The 15,562-nt window shown below is 39.4% G+C and carries 14 protein-coding genes and 1 rRNA gene; all 15 read left to right on the top strand.

The window, feature by feature from the left end:
- The first annotated feature begins 207 nt into the window (after window positions 1-207).
- Window positions 208-1,560: a chromosomal replication initiator protein DnaA gene (dnaA, locus tag HFK82_RS07750; protein WP_154455340.1), complete on the top strand. Its 1,353-nt coding sequence runs from the start codon at window positions 208-210 to the stop codon at window positions 1,558-1,560.
- Between the two features lie 155 nt (window positions 1,561-1,715).
- Window positions 1,716-2,852 (top strand): DNA polymerase III subunit beta, encoded by a 1,137-nt coding sequence (dnaN, locus tag HFK82_RS07745; protein ID WP_168261364.1) that lies wholly within the window; start codon window positions 1,716-1,718, stop codon window positions 2,850-2,852.
- Between the two features lie 84 nt (window positions 2,853-2,936).
- Window positions 2,937-3,134, top strand: a complete 198-nt coding sequence (locus HFK82_RS07740) for a DUF951 domain-containing protein (RefSeq protein ID WP_168261363.1) — start codon at window positions 2,937-2,939, stop codon at window positions 3,132-3,134.
- 130 nt (window positions 3,135-3,264) lie between these two features.
- Window positions 3,265-3,618 (top strand): helix-turn-helix domain-containing protein, encoded by a 354-nt coding sequence (locus HFK82_RS07735; protein ID WP_168261362.1) that lies wholly within the window; start codon window positions 3,265-3,267, stop codon window positions 3,616-3,618.
- Between the two features lie 82 nt (window positions 3,619-3,700).
- Window positions 3,701-4,816 carry a redox-regulated ATPase YchF gene (ychF, locus tag HFK82_RS07730; protein WP_168261361.1) on the top strand — a complete coding sequence of 372 codons (1,116 nt, stop codon included), beginning with the start codon at window positions 3,701-3,703 and terminating at the stop codon, window positions 4,814-4,816.
- A gap of 68 nt (window positions 4,817-4,884) precedes the next feature.
- Entirely contained in the window at window positions 4,885-5,454 is a 570-nt protein-coding gene (gene pth, locus HFK82_RS07725) for an aminoacyl-tRNA hydrolase (RefSeq protein WP_154455345.1), read from the top strand.
- Between the two features lie 4 nt (window positions 5,455-5,458).
- Window positions 5,459-8,956, top strand: coding sequence for a transcription-repair coupling factor (gene mfd / locus HFK82_RS07720; protein ID WP_168261360.1), 3,498 nt, complete (start codon window positions 5,459-5,461; stop codon window positions 8,954-8,956).
- Between the two features lie 119 nt (window positions 8,957-9,075).
- Window positions 9,076-9,348 carry an RNA-binding S4 domain-containing protein gene (locus HFK82_RS07715; protein ID WP_154455347.1) on the top strand — a complete coding sequence of 91 codons (273 nt, stop codon included), beginning with the start codon at window positions 9,076-9,078 and terminating at the stop codon, window positions 9,346-9,348.
- Window positions 9,335-9,706, top strand: coding sequence for an FtsB family cell division protein (locus HFK82_RS07710; protein ID WP_154455348.1), 372 nt, complete (start codon window positions 9,335-9,337; stop codon window positions 9,704-9,706). The genes HFK82_RS07715 and HFK82_RS07710 overlap by 14 nt, the downstream gene beginning before the upstream one ends.
- Before the next feature lie 3 nt (window positions 9,707-9,709).
- Window positions 9,710-9,829 (top strand): SP_0009 family protein, encoded by a 120-nt coding sequence (locus HFK82_RS07705; protein ID WP_168261359.1) that lies wholly within the window; start codon window positions 9,710-9,712, stop codon window positions 9,827-9,829.
- Between the two features lie 18 nt (window positions 9,830-9,847).
- Window positions 9,848-11,134 carry a serine hydrolase gene (locus HFK82_RS07700; RefSeq protein WP_168261358.1) on the top strand — a complete coding sequence of 429 codons (1,287 nt, stop codon included), beginning with the start codon at window positions 9,848-9,850 and terminating at the stop codon, window positions 11,132-11,134.
- 1 nt (window position 11,135) lies between these two features.
- The gene (gene tilS, locus HFK82_RS07695) at window positions 11,136-12,404 is read left to right on the top strand and encodes a tRNA lysidine(34) synthetase TilS (protein ID WP_168261357.1); all 1,269 of its coding nucleotides are present in this window, start codon (window positions 11,136-11,138) and stop codon (window positions 12,402-12,404) included.
- 4 nt (window positions 12,405-12,408) lie between these two features.
- On the top strand, window positions 12,409-12,954 hold the full coding sequence (hpt, locus tag HFK82_RS07690) for a hypoxanthine phosphoribosyltransferase (protein WP_154455354.1): 546 nt from the start codon (window positions 12,409-12,411) through the stop codon (window positions 12,952-12,954).
- Window positions 12,955-12,971: 17 nt separating this feature from the next.
- Window positions 12,972-14,951, top strand: a complete 1,980-nt coding sequence (ftsH, locus tag HFK82_RS07685) for an ATP-dependent zinc metalloprotease FtsH (protein WP_168261356.1) — start codon at window positions 12,972-12,974, stop codon at window positions 14,949-14,951.
- A gap of 335 nt (window positions 14,952-15,286) precedes the next feature.
- Window positions 15,287-15,562, top strand: a 16S ribosomal RNA gene (locus HFK82_RS07680); the annotation flags it as partial.

Below are 15,562 nucleotides of genomic sequence, written 5' to 3'. Positions count from 1 at the left end.
TCTGAGTTTTCCACAAGAAAAATACCTTGTAAAAACTTTAGTTTATACCAATACAAGAGTTTTCCACTGCTTGTGGAAAACTCTTTTTCACATTGTGGAAATCTTTCAAACACCCTGTGGATTTCTACTTTTGTCCTGTTGTGGAAAACTTTTTTTTGTGTTAGAATAGGGTAAGATTATCCACAAAATAAAAAAAGGAAAACTACTATGACTGAGAATGAACAATTATTTTGGAACAGAGTCTTAGAGTTAGCCAGAAATCAATTGAAGCAAGCCACTTATGAATTTTTCGTCTTAGATGCACGGCTGCTCAAAATTGAAAATCATACGGCTTTTATTTATCTCGACCCTGTCAAGGAAGTGTTTTGGAATAATAATCTGAAATCCATCATTCTAGCAGCTGGTTTTGAAATTTTTAATGCAGAGATTGTCATCCAATACGTTTTTGAAGACGATTTAAACGTGCAAACACCAGCTCAGGACAGCACACAAACGGTAGAAAAACCACAAAGCACACTACCACAGATGCATTCTGATTTAAACCCAAAATACACGTTTGATAATTTTGTCCAAGGTGATGAAAACCGCTGGGCTTTTTCAGCGTCTTATGCCGTAGCTGACGCTCCTGGAACAACCTACAATCCTCTTTTCATTTGGGGAGGACCAGGACTTGGAAAAACCCATCTGCTCAATGCCATCGGGCACGCTGTTTTAAAAAATAATCCTAATGCGCGTGTCAAATACATCACCGCTGAGAATTTCATCAACGAGTTTGTGACGCACATTCGTCTAGACACGATGGAAGAGCTTAAGGAAAAATTCCGCAATCTGGATGTTTTGTTGATTGATGACATTCAATCCTTAGCTAAAAAAACCCTATCCGGAACGCAAGAAGAATTCTTTAATACCTTCAATACCTTATACGATAATAATAAGCAAATCGTCCTTACTAGCGATCGTACACCTGACCACCTCGATAACTTGGAACAACGTTTAGTCACGCGCTTCAAATGGGGACTTACCATCAATATCACGCCGCCTGATTTTGAAACTCGCGTTGCGATTTTGACCAATAAAACCCAAGAATATGACTATGTTTTCCCGCAGGATACCATTGAATATTTAGCAGGACAATTTGATTCCAATGTGCGTGACCTTGAAGGAGCGCTTAACGATATTAGCCTTGTGGCTAGCGTCAAAAAAATCAAAACCATTACCGTGGACATCGCAGCAGAAGCCATTCGAGCACGTAAGCAAGATGACCCTAAAATGACCGTCATTCCAATCGAGGACATTCAAACGCAAGTTGGGAAGTTTTACGATGTGACAGTTAAGGAAATCAAGGCGACCAAACGCACTCAAAACATCGTTTTAGCACGTCAGGTGGCTATGTACCTCGCACGGGAAATGACCGATAATTCGCTACCGAAAATTGGAAAAGAATTTGGCGGACGGGACCATTCTACCGTCCTACACGCCTACAACAAAATCAAGAATATGTTGGCTCAAGATGATAGCTTACGCATTGAAATTGAAACCATCAAAAATAAAATCAGATAAGCCTTGTGGATAAATCTAGATTTTTAAAAAGAGTTATCCACAATTTGTGCACAACTCTTTTCCCTGTTTTTTTGCTGCTTTTTGTGACTTTTCCACAGCTTCAACAAGACCTACTACTACTACTAAATTTATTATCATAACTAAAGGAGATTCCAATGATACAATTTTCCATCAATAAATCCTTTTTCCTTCAAGCTTTAAATGCAACCAAAAGAGCCATTTCTTCTAAAAATGCTATTCCGATTTTATCAACCATTAAAATTGAAGTGCATGCGCAACATATTATCCTAACGGGGTCTAATGGTCAAATATCTATTGAAAATACCATTCCAGTTTCTAATGAAAATGCAGGTCTTTTGATTACCTCACCAGGAGCTGTTTTACTAGAAGCAAATTTCTTTATCAATATTATCTCAAGTCTACCTGATGTGAGTTTGGATTTTACCGAAATTGATCATCACCAAATCGTGTTAACAAGTGGCAAATCAGAAATCACCCTAAAAGGAAAAGATGTGGATCTCTACCCACGTTTGCAAGAAATGACGACTGAAAATCCGCTAGTTCTTAAAACCAAACTGTTGAAAAGTATTATTTCAGAAACAGCTTTTGCAGCTAGTCTTCAAGAAAGCCGTCCTATTTTGACTGGAGTCCACATGGTGCTTAGTGAGCAAAAAGAATTTAAGGCAGTAGCGACGGACTCTCACCGCATGAGCCAACGCAAATTGACTTTGGAAAATACCTCAGCAAACTTTAACATGGTCATTCCAAGCAAATCTTTGCGTGAATTTTCAGCAGTTTTCACAGATGACATTGAAACCGTTGAAGTTTTCTTTTCAGATAGTCAAGTTTTGTTTAGAAGTGACTACATTAGTTTTTATACCCGTCTTTTAGAGGGAAACTACCCTGATACCGACCGTTTGTTGACCAATTCTTTTGAAACAGAAGTAACCTTTAACACCGCAGCCCTTCGTTCAGCTATGGAGCGTGCTTACTTGATTTCAAATGCGACACAAAACGGAACGGTTAAATTGGAAATCACCAGCGATAGCATTTCATCTCACGTTAATTCACCAGAAGTGGGGAAAGTTAACGAAGAGCTAGATAGCATCAGCCAGTCTGGTAGTGATTTAACCATTAGTTTTAACCCAACTTATCTGATTGAAGCGTTGAAAGCCTTGAAGAGTGAAACAGTCATGATACGTTTTATTTCTCCTGTTCGTCCATTTACCTTAATGCCTGGTGATGATACTGAGAATTTTGTTCAACTGATTACACCAGTTCGCACCAATTAATCCTTTTTGTGAGAAAAGTTGACCGAGTCCTTGTTTAAGGCCTTCTAAAACTTTTCTTTTTCATTTCGTTTTAGAGGAGAAGTTATGTACGTTATTGGCAGTTATGTTGAAATGAAAAAACCTCATGCTTGCACCATTAAATCAACTGGTAAAAAAGCCAATGAGTGGGAAGTTATCCGAATTGGTGCAGATATTAAAATCCGTTGTACCAACTGTGACCACGTTGTCATGATGAGCCGTCATGATTTTGAACGAAAGATGCGAAAAGTATTACCAAAATAAAGCCGCAACCAAGAAAAGCCTTTAATATTAGGATTTTTAGCTATTTGCAACTAGGAGTTGCTTGAAAAAGTGCTCGATTATCCCAGAGATTTTTGCTATCCTGTGTAAAAAAAGAAAGTAGGGATACCAAATGACAATCTTTGCAAAACAATTAAAACAGCTTCGTCAAGAAAAAGCTTTCTCACAAGAAGGTTTGGCACAGGAACTTTTTATCTCACGTCAAGCTATTTCAAAATGGGAAACGGGTGAAGCAACACCAGATATGGAAAATTTAGTGAAGTTGGCTACTATTTTGGACGTTAACTTAGATGAGTTGGTTCTTGGAATAAAACCTGAAAAAAAGATTGAGCGTGTGGTGGAAGTCAGAGAAAACAAGACCATGAATGCTTGGGAATTCTTATCTCAGTACTGGTGGATTATCTTAGCTATCGGTGGCTTTTTGTCTTGGTTTCTTCCAAACACTTTTCCAAAAATTTTTGGTTGATTTGGTTTGCCTATGGGCAAGCCTTTTTTACTTTTTTTTGGTATAATAGTAGTGATTGAATATTTTGAATGGAGATAAAAACATGGCTTTAACAGCAGGTATTGTTGGTTTACCTAACGTTGGGAAATCAACGCTATTTAATGCGATTACCAAAGCAGGAGCAGAGGCTGCTAACTATCCATTTGCAACGATTGACCCAAACGTGGGAATGGTTGAAGTGCCAGATGAACGCTTGCAAAAATTAACGGAATTGATTACACCGAAAAAAACAGTTCCAACAACTTTTGAATTTACAGATATTGCAGGTATCGTAAAAGGGGCTTCACGTGGGGAAGGTCTTGGAAATAAATTTCTTGCCAATATCCGTGAAGTCGATGCGATTGTACACGTGGTGCGTGCTTTTGACGATGAAAATGTCATGCGTGAACAAGGACGTGAGGATGCTTTTGTTGACCCTCTTGCTGATATTGATACCATTAACCTAGAATTGATTTTAGCTGACCTAGAATCGGTTAATAAACGTTATGCGCGTGTTGAAAAAATTGCTCGCACGCAAAAAGATAAGGATTCCATTGCAGAATTTAACGTTCTTCAAAAAATCAAGCCAGTGCTTGAGGACGGAAAATCAGCGCGTACCATTGACTTTACAGAAGATGAACAAAAAATCGTGAAACAATTATTCCTTCTAACGACAAAACCTGTCCTTTATGTGGCAAATGTCGATGAAGACAAAGTTGCAAACCCAGATGACATCGAATATGTCAAACAAATTCGTGAATTTGCGGCAACTGAAAATGCAGAAGTGGTTGTCATCTCAGCACGTGCCGAAGAAGAAATTTCAGAACTAGATGATGAAGACAAAGCTTTCTTCCTTGAAGATTTAGGCTTAACAGAATCTGGTGTTGACAAATTGACTCGTGCGGCGTATCATTTACTTGGTCTTGGGACTTACTTTACAGCAGGGGAAAAAGAAGTGCGTGCTTGGACCTTTAAACGTGGTATTAAAGCTCCTCAAGCAGCAGGTATCATCCACTCAGACTTCGAGCGAGGATTTATCCGTGCCATCACTATGTCTTATGATGATTTGATTGCTTATGGCTCAGAAAAAGCAGTCAAAGAAGCAGGTCGTCTTCGTGAAGAAGGAAAAGATTATGTGGTTCAAGATGGCGATATCATGGAATTCCGCTTTAACGTATAAACTAAATGACAGATAAGCAAGGTTGGAAAAAGTATTTTCCAGCCTTTTGGTAGTTGAAAGGAAAACATATGGTAAAAATGATTGTTGGTCTGGGAAATCCAGGCAGTAAATACCATGATACACGACATAATATTGGTTTTATGACGATTGACCGTTTGGCTCAAGCGTTTCAAGTAACTTTTTCAGAGGATAAGAACTTTAAAGCAGAAGTCGGGTCTTGCTTTATCAACGGGGAAAAGATTTATTTGGTAAAACCAACCACATTTATGAATAATTCAGGTTTGGCGGTTCATGCTTTGTTGACCTACTTTAATATCGATATTGCTGATTTTGTGGTTATCTATGATGATTTGGATATGGAAGTGGGACGTTTGCGTTTGCGTCAAAAAGGCTCTGCGGGCGGTCATAATGGGATTAAGTCTATTATTGCTCATACAGGTACGCAAACCTTTGACCGTATCAAAGTCGGTATTGGACGTCCTAAACAAGGGCGCACCGTGGTGGACCATGTCCTTGGGACATTTGATGTAGATGAAAAGATTACGGTTGAGCAAGCTCTAGATAAAGTGACAGATGCTGTCCAATTTTATTTGCAAGAAGCCGATTTTGCCAAAACCATGCAACGATTTAATGGGTAGTACAATGAATATTATTGATTTATTTAGCCAAAATAAGCTCATTCAAGATTGGCAGGCTCACGTTTCCCAATTGGAACGCCAGCTAATCATGGGCTTGTCTGGCTCTAGTCGCGCCTTAGCCATTGCTTCAGCTTATCAAGCCAATAAGGGCAAGTATGTTGTTATCACTTCCACTCAAAATGAGGTGGAAAAACTAGCCAGCGATTTGTCGAGTTTGATTGGGGAAGAGCAAGTTTACACCTTTTTTGCAGATGATGTCGCAGCGGCAGAGTTTATTTTCTCTTCGATGGACAAGGTCAATTCGCGCTTGGAAAGCCTTAATTTTTTGCAGAATGCAGAGCAAACAGGTGTTTTGGTGACTAGTTTAATGGGGACACGGGTACTATTACCTAACCCTGCAACGTACGCTCATAATCAACTGCATTTTGAGTTAGGGCATAGCTACGAATTGGACGACGTGGTCAAAACACTAGCTTTACTTGGTTACCAACGTGCCAACCAAGTTCTTAACCCAGGAGAATTTAGCCAACGTGGTGATATCATTGATATTTATGAAATTACGGCTGACCGTCCTTACCGTTTGGAATTTTTCGGAGATGAGATTGATGGCATTAGGCAATTTGAGGTAAGCAGTCAAAAGTCTGTTGATACCCTTTCTCATGTCACTATTTTTCCAGCAGATGATTTATTGTTGTATGAGGAAGATTTTGCCAGAGCGACCAAGTCTTTGGAAAAGTATTTGGAAACGGCAAAAGAGGAGCAACATGCTTATTTAAGCGAGGTTTATGAGTCTACCAAGGCAGGCTATAAGCATGCTGATATCAGACGCTTTGCTTCTATCTTCTACGCGAAAGAATGGACCTTATTGGATTACATTCCAAAAGAAACGCCTGTTTTCTTTGATGATTTTCAAAAGGTCATCGACCGTAATGCCAAGGTGGATTTGGAAGTTGCCAACTTATTGACAGAAGATTTACAACGTGGTAAAGCTGTGTCAAGTTTGGTTTACTTTGCAGATAGCTATAAAAAACTGCGTCAGTATCAGCCTGCGACCTTTTTCTCTCATTTTCATAAGGGTCTTGGAAATCTCAAATTTGCCCATCTCTACCAGCTCACGCAGTATCCGATGCAGGAGTTTTTCAACCAGATACCGCTAGTGATTGAAGAAGTGCATCGTTATCAAAAATCAAAAGCGACGGTTATCATTCAAGCAAATTCACAACATGGTGCGGAACGTTTACAGAAAGATTTACAAGAATACGGTTTGCAATTGCCGATTGTAGCCAGTGATGACGTTGAGCCAAAACAAGCTCAGCTTTTGGTTGGCAACTTATCCAACGGTTTTTACTTTGCGGATGACAAATTGGTGGTTATCACTGAGCGTGAAATCTACCATAAAAAGATTAAACGCCGTGTTCGTCACTCCAATATCAGCAATGCGGAGCGTTTGAAAGACTATAATGAGCTTTCAAAGGGCGATTATGTGGTTCACCAAATCCACGGAATTGGCCAATTTTTAGGTATTGAAACCATTGATATTCATGGGGTTCACCGTGATTATCTCACTATTCAATACCAAGATTCGGCCACCATTTCTTTGCCAATTGAACAAATTGAAAGCCTATCAAAATACGTTTCAGCTGACGGCAAGGCCCCAAAAATCAATAAACTTAATGACGGGCGTTTTCAAAAGACCAAGCAAAAAGTGTCTAAACAAGTGGAAGATATTGCTGATGATTTGCTGAAATTATATGCTGAGCGTAGCCAATTAAAAGGTTTTGCTTTTTCACCAGATGATGATTTGCAGCGCGAATTTGACAATGATTTTGCCTTTGTCGAAACAGAAGACCAATTGCGCTCTATCAAAGAAATTAAGCAGGACATGGAAGAAGATAAACCAATGGACCGCTTGCTAGTGGGAGACGTCGGTTTTGGTAAGACAGAAGTTGCTATGCGAGCCGCTTTTAAAGCGGTCAAAGACCACAAGCAAGTCGCGGTTTTGGTACCTACAACCGTCTTAGCCCAGCAACATTACACCAATTTTTCAGAACGCTTTGACAATTATCCTGTCAAGGTGGAAGTGCTCAGCCGTTTTCGCAGCAAGAAAGAGCAAAATGAAACCTTGGAGCAACTCAAAAAAGGGCAAATTGATATTATCATTGGTACTCACCGTCTTTTGTCTAAGGATGTTGTCTTTGCTGATTTGGGTTTGATTATCATCGATGAAGAGCAGCGTTTTGGAGTTAAACACAAGGAAAAACTCAAGGAGCTAAAGGCCAAAGTGGATGTATTGACCCTAACGGCAACACCTATTCCTCGAACTCTTCATATGTCAATGCTGGGCATTCGTGATTTATCGGTTATTGAAACTCCACCAACCAACCGTTATCCTGTTCAAACCTATGTTTTGGAAACCAATCCTGGCTTAATTCGTGAAGCTATTATCCGTGAGATTGACCGTGGCGGACAGGTCTTCTACATTTACAATAAAGTTGACAGTATTGACCAAAAAGTCGCAGAACTGCAAGAATTGGTTCCTGAAGCTAGTATCGGTTTTGTGCATGGTCAGATGAGTGAGATTCAATTGGAAAATACCCTCATGGATTTTATTGACGGTGTTTACGATGTTTTGGTGGCGACCACCATTATCGAAACAGGAGTTGATATTTCAAATGTCAATACCTTATTCATTGAAAATGCAGACCATATGGGCTTGTCAACCTTGTATCAACTGCGTGGACGTGTGGGGCGCTCTAATCGTATTGCCTATGCTTATCTCATGTATCGACCAGATAAGATTTTGACAGAGGTATCTGAAAAACGTTTGGATGCTATCAAAGGATTCACTGAACTGGGTTCTGGTTTTAAAATTGCCATGCGGGACTTGTCTATCCGTGGCGCAGGTAATATTTTAGGGGCTTCACAAAGTGGCTTTATTGATTCGGTTGGATTTGAGATGTATTCGCAACTTTTAGAGGAAGCCATTGCCAAAAAACAAGGAAAATCCCAAGTGCGTCGTAAGAGTAATGCTGAGGTTAATCTCCAAATTGATGCTTACCTTCCAAGTGATTACATTGAAGACGAGCGCCAAAAAATCGAAATTTACAAGCGTATTCGCGACATCGCTAATCACAGCGACTACCAAAGTTTGCAAGATGAGTTGATTGACCGTTTTGGTGAGTACCCAGACCAAGTGGCTTATTTGCTTGAGATTGGCTTAGTAAAAGCTTATATGGACAATGCTTTTGCTGAATTGGTCGAGCGAAAAGACACCAATGTGTTGGTGCGTTTTGAAAAAGCGTCGCTGCAACATTATCTGACCCAAGATTACTTTGAAGCTCTGTCAAAAATGAACTTGAAAGCCCGCATCAGCGAAAATCAAGGTAAAATCGAAATTATCTTCAATGTCCGTGGTAAAAAAGACTACGAGATTTTAGAGGAATTGCAGCACTTTGGTCAGATGCTGGCGGAAATCAAGGCTCGCAAGATAGACAAAAACTAGCTGACAACAGTATCTTTAAGTTTGTTGATGCCTTTTATTACAGTATTTTAACAAACTCATTTAAGCCAGCTATTTTACACAAAAAATGATAAAATAAAACAGTTACGAGGTAAATGATTATGAGACTTGATAAATATTTGAAAGTATCCCGTATTATTAAACGTCGTCCAGTGGCGAAAGAAGTCGCAGACAAAGGACGTATTAAAGTCAATGGCATCTTAGCCAAATCATCAACCGATTTAAAAATCAATGACGAAGTGGAAATTCGTTTTGGAAATAAATTGCTAACGGTGCGTGTTTTGGAAATGAAAGACAGCACCAAAAAAGAAGATGCAGCCAAAATGTACGAAATCATTAAGGAAACAAGGATAGAAGCGGATGGAGAAGCCTAATATCGTTCAATTAAACAATCAGTACATCAACGACGAAAACACCAAAAAACGCTATCTTGAAGAGGAAAATCGCAAACGGCATCGTTTTATGGGGTGGATTTTGGTGGTCGTGATGCTCTTGTTTATCTTACCGACCTATAATCTGGTCAAAAGTTACCAGACTTTACAGGAACAAAAAGCCAAGGTCGTTTCCCTGCAAAAAGACTACGACAAATTGGTCGTTGAAGCCGATGCAGAGAAAGTTCTTGCCAATCGCTTAAAAGACGATAATTATGTCGCTAAGTATGCGCGTGCCAAATACTACTTATCGCGCTCGGGTGAAACGGTTTACCCATTACCAAATCTATTACCAAAATAATTTATGGAACATTTAATTAAAACAATTGAAAAATTTCTAGCTTATTCTGATGATAAGTTAGAAGAACTCGCTAAAGAAAATCAAGCTTTAAGAGAAGAAAATCATCATTCATCACAAAAATAGTAACGGAAGGAGAAACCAGTGAAAAAACTATTTGCAGTAATGCTAATACCATTTTTTTTGGTCTCTCTTCCAGTTATTAGTACAGAAAAAGACATGGATTTAAGCAATGAGGAAAAGTATCACCTCAATACGACAGTTGTGTCATCCTCAACCTATTTTGATGCCATTCCTCAAAATCCAATTCTCATCCAAGATAGCACGACTTATAAAGATGCGGATTTGACCGTTGCTGCGGATACCTTATCAGCTAACACACCGTTAACCATCACAGATTGGCTCGTCAATGACGCCACTATCTCTGTTTTTAAATTATCAGACGGTAGTTATATTGAAGCCAGTCGACAGGTGGTTAGTGATGATGTGGTTCTTAGTCAAGAAGCCATTACTCAAGATTTTTGGCTAAACGATGGCTTTACCGTTTATCAAACGCCTTATGTAACAGGAACGAAATCGGTCAAGACGGATTTAACGCCTTATAGCAAGGTCACCGTTACTCAAAAAGCCGTCACAAGTCACGGCACTTATTACAAGGTTGATGGTAAAGGTTGGATTGCTGCGACGGATTTGTCTGAAACGGATAATCGTATGCAAAAAGTGCAAGCCATGCTCAACCAAAAATACAATAAGAGCAATTATTCGATTTACGTGAAACAATTAGGAACGCAAGTAACCGCAGAAATTAACGCCGATACGGTCATGTATTCTGCTAGCGTTGCCAAATTAGCGACCCTTTATTATGTTGAGGCTCAATTGCAAAAAGGAGCTATCACGTCAGACGATAAGTTGGTCTACGTAGATGCGGTCAATCATTTTGATAAGTCCTATGAGCCAGGTGGCAGCGGGAAAATGAGCAAGTCAGCTGACAATAAAGAATACACGGTTGATACTTTGCTAAAAGCTGTCGCTCAGTATTCTGACAATGTCGCAACAAACATTTTGGGTTACTACGTTGCGCATCAATATGACGATGATTTCAACAATACCATCACGGCTGTCGCAGGGACACCGATTGACATGAAAGAACGCAATATGTCTGCCAAGACAGCAGCAAATCTGATGGAAGCCATTTACAATCAAAATGGCGAAATCATTTCTTACCTGTCGTCAACTGATTTTGACAGCACTCGTATTTCAAAAGATATTGATGTGCAAGTGGCGCATAAAATTGGAGACGCATACGACTACAAGCACGATGTTGCAATTGTCTATGCCGACCAACCCTTTATTCTATCGATTTTTACCAATAATGCTTCTTATGACGATATCACCAATATCGCCAATGACGTTTATAGTATTTTAAAATAAAATGTACGAACCATTAGTCAAAGAGATTCAAAAAAAGGCTTATTTTGCCAAGCATAAAAAAGTATTAATAGCAGTATCAGGTGGAGTAGATTCGATGAATCTGCTACACTTTTTGTATATTTACCGACATCAACTGGAAATTGAGATTGGCATTGTTCATGTCAACCACAAGCAGCGAGCAGCTTCAGAAGAAGAAGAGGCTTATTTGAGAAAATGGGCAAGGGAGCACCATATTCCGATTTTTATGTCGGCTTTTTCAGGTGTTTTTTCAGAAAAAGCTGCGCGTGATTTCAGGTATGCTTTTTTCAAGAAAGTCATGACAGAACAAAACTACACTGCCGTAGTCACTGCCCACCATGCAGATGACCAGTCTGAAACGATTTTGATGCGTTTATTGCGTGGTAGCCGCCTTCGCTATTTAGCGGGAATGCAGGCGGTTAGCTCCTTTGGAACGGGAGAACTCATTCGCCCATTTTTGACCATTTCAAAGGCTGATTTACCAGATATTTTCCATTTTGAAGATGCCTCTAACGCTTCTTTGGACTACCTGCGTAATCGCATTAGAAATCAATACCTCCCAACTTTAGAGCAAGAAAATCCAAAGTTTAGACAAGCTCTTCGGCATTTAGGCGAAGAAAGTCAGACGCTTTTTCAAGCTTTGCAAGATTTAACGGCAACCATTGACAGAACAGATTGTTCACAGTTTTTAGCTCAAAGTAAGGCCGTGCAATTTTTCCTTTTTCAAGATTATCTGAGCCAATTTCCTGATTTGCAAGTATCTCATGCTCAGTTTGAAGAAATGCTTAATCTATTGCGTCAGCGAAAAAATCTGGATTATCACATTAAAAATGATTATCGACTAATTAAAGATGCCAAGCAATTTCACATCACAAAAATCAGCCCTAAGACCGATGGGGAAATACCTCAAAAAATGCTAGAATATGGCGGTATAGTCAGATATGGTCAGTACCAATTTCACTTTAATAATGAGAGGAATAACAAAGGCATTCCTTTGTATCATGTGACTCCCCTTAAATTAAGGCACAGACAACCAGGTGACTATATTGATTTTGGTGCTTTTTCCAAAAAATTACGGCGGCTATTTATTGACGAAAAAATCTCCTTGCAAGACCGTTCAGAGGCAATTGTGGGAGAGCAAGACGGTCAAGTGATTTTTGTACTAGTTGCCGGTAAAACTTATTTGAGAAAAGCTCCCAAATATGGTATAATGGAGGGCACATTGCATATTGAAAAAATTAGAAACAGGTGATGTCATGCTTGAACAAGATATTGAAAAAGTTTTGTACTCAGAGGAAGAGATTATTACTAAAACGAAAGCATTAGGCGAACAATTAACAAAAGATTATAATGGTAAAAATCCTCTTTTGATTGGTATTTTAAAAGGCTCAGTTCCTTTTATCGCGGAATTGATAAAGCATATCGATACCAAAGTGGAATTGGATTTTATGGTTGTGTCTAGTTACGGCAACCAAACAACAAGTAGCGGTGAAGTAAAAATTCTCAAAGATGTCGATACCAATATCGAAGGTCGTGATGTTATCTTTGTTGAAGATATCATTGATACAGGACGTACTTTGCTCTACCTACGAGATATGTTTAAATACCGTAAAGCCAATTCTGTAAAAATCGCAACCCTTTTTGATAAACCAGAAGGTCGTGTGGTTGATATTGAAGCAGATTATGTGTGCTACGATGTGCCAAACGAGTTTATTGTTGGTTTTGGTCTTGATTATGCAGAACATTATCGTAATTTACCATATGTAGGAGTCCTTAAAGAAGAAATTTACTCAGATAAATAGAGGGTTAAAATTATTGTATGAAAAATAATAGAAATAATGGCTTTGTTCGAAATTCCTTTATTTATATTCTTTTGATTATTGCAGGGATTACAGCCTTTCAATATTACTTAAGGGGATCAAGTACACAAAGTCAACAAATTAATTACTCGACTTTAATGCAACGCATTAAGTCAGGGGATGTTAAGTCTATCACTTACCAACCAAGCGGCAGTGTGATTGAAGTTAGTGGTGAATACACCAAAGCACAATCAACGAAAACAAGTGCCAGCTTGCCATTTTTAGAAGGTCGAAAAACAGCTGAAGTAACCGAATTTACGTCAATTGTTTTGCCAAGCGATTCTTCTGTTGAAACGTTAACCAAGGCTGCTGAGGATGCAGATGTTTCTATAACAGTCAAACAGGAAAGCTCTAGCGGTGCTTGGATTACTTATATCATCACTTATGTACCACTTATCTTGATGGTTGTCTTCTTCTTTATGATGATGAACCAAGGCGGAAATGGTGCACGAGGAGCGATGAACTTTGGTCGAAACAGAGCCAAATCTCAGAGCCAAGGCAACGTGAAAGTACGTTTCTCTGACGTTGCCGGTGCAGAAGAAGAAAAACAAGAACTAGTTGAAGTTGTTGACTTCTTGAAAAATCCGAAGAAATACAAAGCACTTGGTGCTAGAATTCCTGCTGGTGTCCTTCTTGAAGGCCCTCCGGGAACAGGTAAAACCCTTCTTGCTAAAGCCGTTGCCGGTGAAGCAGGTGTTCCATTCTTCTCTATCTCAGGTTCTGACTTCGTTGAAATGTTCGTCGGTGTCGGTGCAAGCCGTGTGAGATCCCTTTTTGAAGATGCTAAAAAAGCAGAACGTGCCATCATTTTCATAGATGAAATCGATGCTGTCGGCCGCCGTCGTGGTGCCGGTATGGGTGGCGGAAATGATGAACGCGAACAAACCCTTAACCAACTTCTTATCGAGATGGATGGTTTTGAAGGCAACGAAAGTATTATTGTTATCGCAGCAACCAACCGTAGTGACGTCCTAGACCCAGCTCTTCTTCGTCCAGGTCGTTTTGACCGTAAGATTTTGGTTGGTAGACCAGATGTTAAGGGACGTGAAGCTATTTTACGCGTTCACGCTAAGAATAAACCTTTGGCATCAGACGTTGATTTGAAAGTTGTCGCGCAACAAACACCAGGATTTGTTGGTGCAGACCTTGAAAATGTTCTTAACGAAGCAGCCTTAGTTGCAGCACGTCGTAATAAGAAGAAAATCGATGCTTCTGATATTGATGAGGCAGAAGATCGTGTTATTGCAGGTCCATCTAAGAAAGACCGTACGATTTCTCAAAAAGAACGCGAAATGGTGGCCTACCACGAAGCTGGACATACCATCGTTGGTTTGGTGCTTTCAAGTGCGCGTGTCGTCCACAAAGTAACGATCGTTCCACGTGGTCGCGCAGGTGGTTACATGATTGCCCTTCCTAAAGAAGACCAAATGTTGCATTCAAAAGATGATTTGAAAGAACAATTGGCTGGTTTAATGGGTGGTCGTGTTGCAGAAGAAATTATCTTTAATGCTCAAACGACAGGTGCGTCAAATGACTTTGAACAAGCTACCCAAATCGCACGTGCTATGGTTACTGAATATGGTATGAGTGATACATTAGGACCTGTTCAATATGAAGGAAACCATGCCGTCATGACAGGACAAATGTCACCAGAAAAATCATATTCTGCTCAAACCGCACAAATAATTGATGACGAAGTTCGTAAACTGCTTAATGAAGCACGTGATAAAGCGGCTGATATCATCAATAACAACCGTGAAACACATAAACTTATTGCAGAAGCCCTTCTTAAATATGAAACCCTTGATGCTGCTCAAATCAAGTCTATTTACGAAACAGGAAAAATGCCTGAAGAACAAGACAAAGATAATCAAGAAGCACATGCCCTTTCATATGATGAAGTCAAAGAAAAAATGGCTGACTCATCTGACTCAGAATAGTGCCATAGTTTTGATATAAAATAAAACAGTCAGTATTGGCTGTTTTATTTTTATCTTTTTTAAAAAAACTTTAAAAAAGTTATTGACAAGAGATCCAAGAGATGGTAAACTGTTATAGTTGTCTGATGAGAGGACAACAGCTATCAGGTTTCAAAAAAGCTTTTGAAAAAACTTAAAAAAAGTTGTTGACAAAGCGAAAGAGATTTGATAAAATATAATAGTTGTCTCGAGAGAGATAAAGACCTTTGAAAACTGAACAAGACGAACCAAACGTGCGGGTTGAGAAATCGACCTGTAAAGCAGATAAATCTGTCAGTGACAGAATGAGAACAAGATTAAATGAGAGTTTGATCCTGGCTCAGGACGAACGCTGGCGGCGTGCCTAATACATGCAAGTAGAACGCTGAAGAAAGGAGCTTGCTTCTTTTGGATGAGTTGCGAACGGGTGAGTAACGCGTAGGTAACCTGCCTTGTAGCGGGGGATAACTATTGGAAACGATAGCTAATACCGCATAATAGCTTTTGACACATGTTAGAAGCTTGAAAGATGCAATTGCATCACTACGAGATGGACCTGCGTTGTATTAGCTAGTAGGTAGGGTAACGGCCTA

The sequence above is a fragment of the Streptococcus alactolyticus genome (genome assembly GCF_012277075.1).
Taxonomy (GTDB): Bacteria; Bacillota; Bacilli; order Lactobacillales; family Streptococcaceae; genus Streptococcus; species Streptococcus alactolyticus.
The sequence above is the reverse complement of the archived record's forward strand: the minus strand, read 5'-3'. Positions and strand labels throughout refer to the sequence as shown.

What these genes read in the sequence shown, in the direction of transcription:
- dnaA (WP_154455340.1), top strand. Translation starts at nt 208, where the DNA reads ATGACTGAGAATGAACAATTATTTTGGAACAGAGTCTTAGAGTTAGCC.
- dnaN (WP_168261364.1), top strand. Translation starts at nt 1,716, where the DNA reads ATGATACAATTTTCCATCAATAAATCCTTTTTCCTTCAAGCTTTAAAT.
- HFK82_RS07740 (WP_168261363.1), top strand. Translation starts at nt 2,937, where the DNA reads ATGTACGTTATTGGCAGTTATGTTGAAATGAAAAAACCTCATGCTTGC.
- HFK82_RS07735 (WP_168261362.1), top strand. Translation starts at nt 3,265, where the DNA reads ATGACAATCTTTGCAAAACAATTAAAACAGCTTCGTCAAGAAAAAGCT.
- ychF (WP_168261361.1), top strand. Translation starts at nt 3,701, where the DNA reads ATGGCTTTAACAGCAGGTATTGTTGGTTTACCTAACGTTGGGAAATCA.
- pth (WP_154455345.1), top strand. Translation starts at nt 4,885, where the DNA reads ATGGTAAAAATGATTGTTGGTCTGGGAAATCCAGGCAGTAAATACCAT.
- mfd (WP_168261360.1), top strand. Translation starts at nt 5,459, where the DNA reads ATGAATATTATTGATTTATTTAGCCAAAATAAGCTCATTCAAGATTGG.
- HFK82_RS07715 (WP_154455347.1), top strand. Translation starts at nt 9,076, where the DNA reads ATGAGACTTGATAAATATTTGAAAGTATCCCGTATTATTAAACGTCGT.
- HFK82_RS07710 (WP_154455348.1), top strand. Translation starts at nt 9,335, where the DNA reads ATGGAGAAGCCTAATATCGTTCAATTAAACAATCAGTACATCAACGAC.
- HFK82_RS07705 (WP_168261359.1), top strand. Translation starts at nt 9,710, where the DNA reads ATGGAACATTTAATTAAAACAATTGAAAAATTTCTAGCTTATTCTGAT.
- tilS (WP_168261357.1), top strand. Translation starts at nt 11,136, where the DNA reads ATGTACGAACCATTAGTCAAAGAGATTCAAAAAAAGGCTTATTTTGCC.
- hpt (WP_154455354.1), top strand. Translation starts at nt 12,409, where the DNA reads ATGCTTGAACAAGATATTGAAAAAGTTTTGTACTCAGAGGAAGAGATT.
- ftsH (WP_168261356.1), top strand. Translation starts at nt 12,972, where the DNA reads ATGAAAAATAATAGAAATAATGGCTTTGTTCGAAATTCCTTTATTTAT.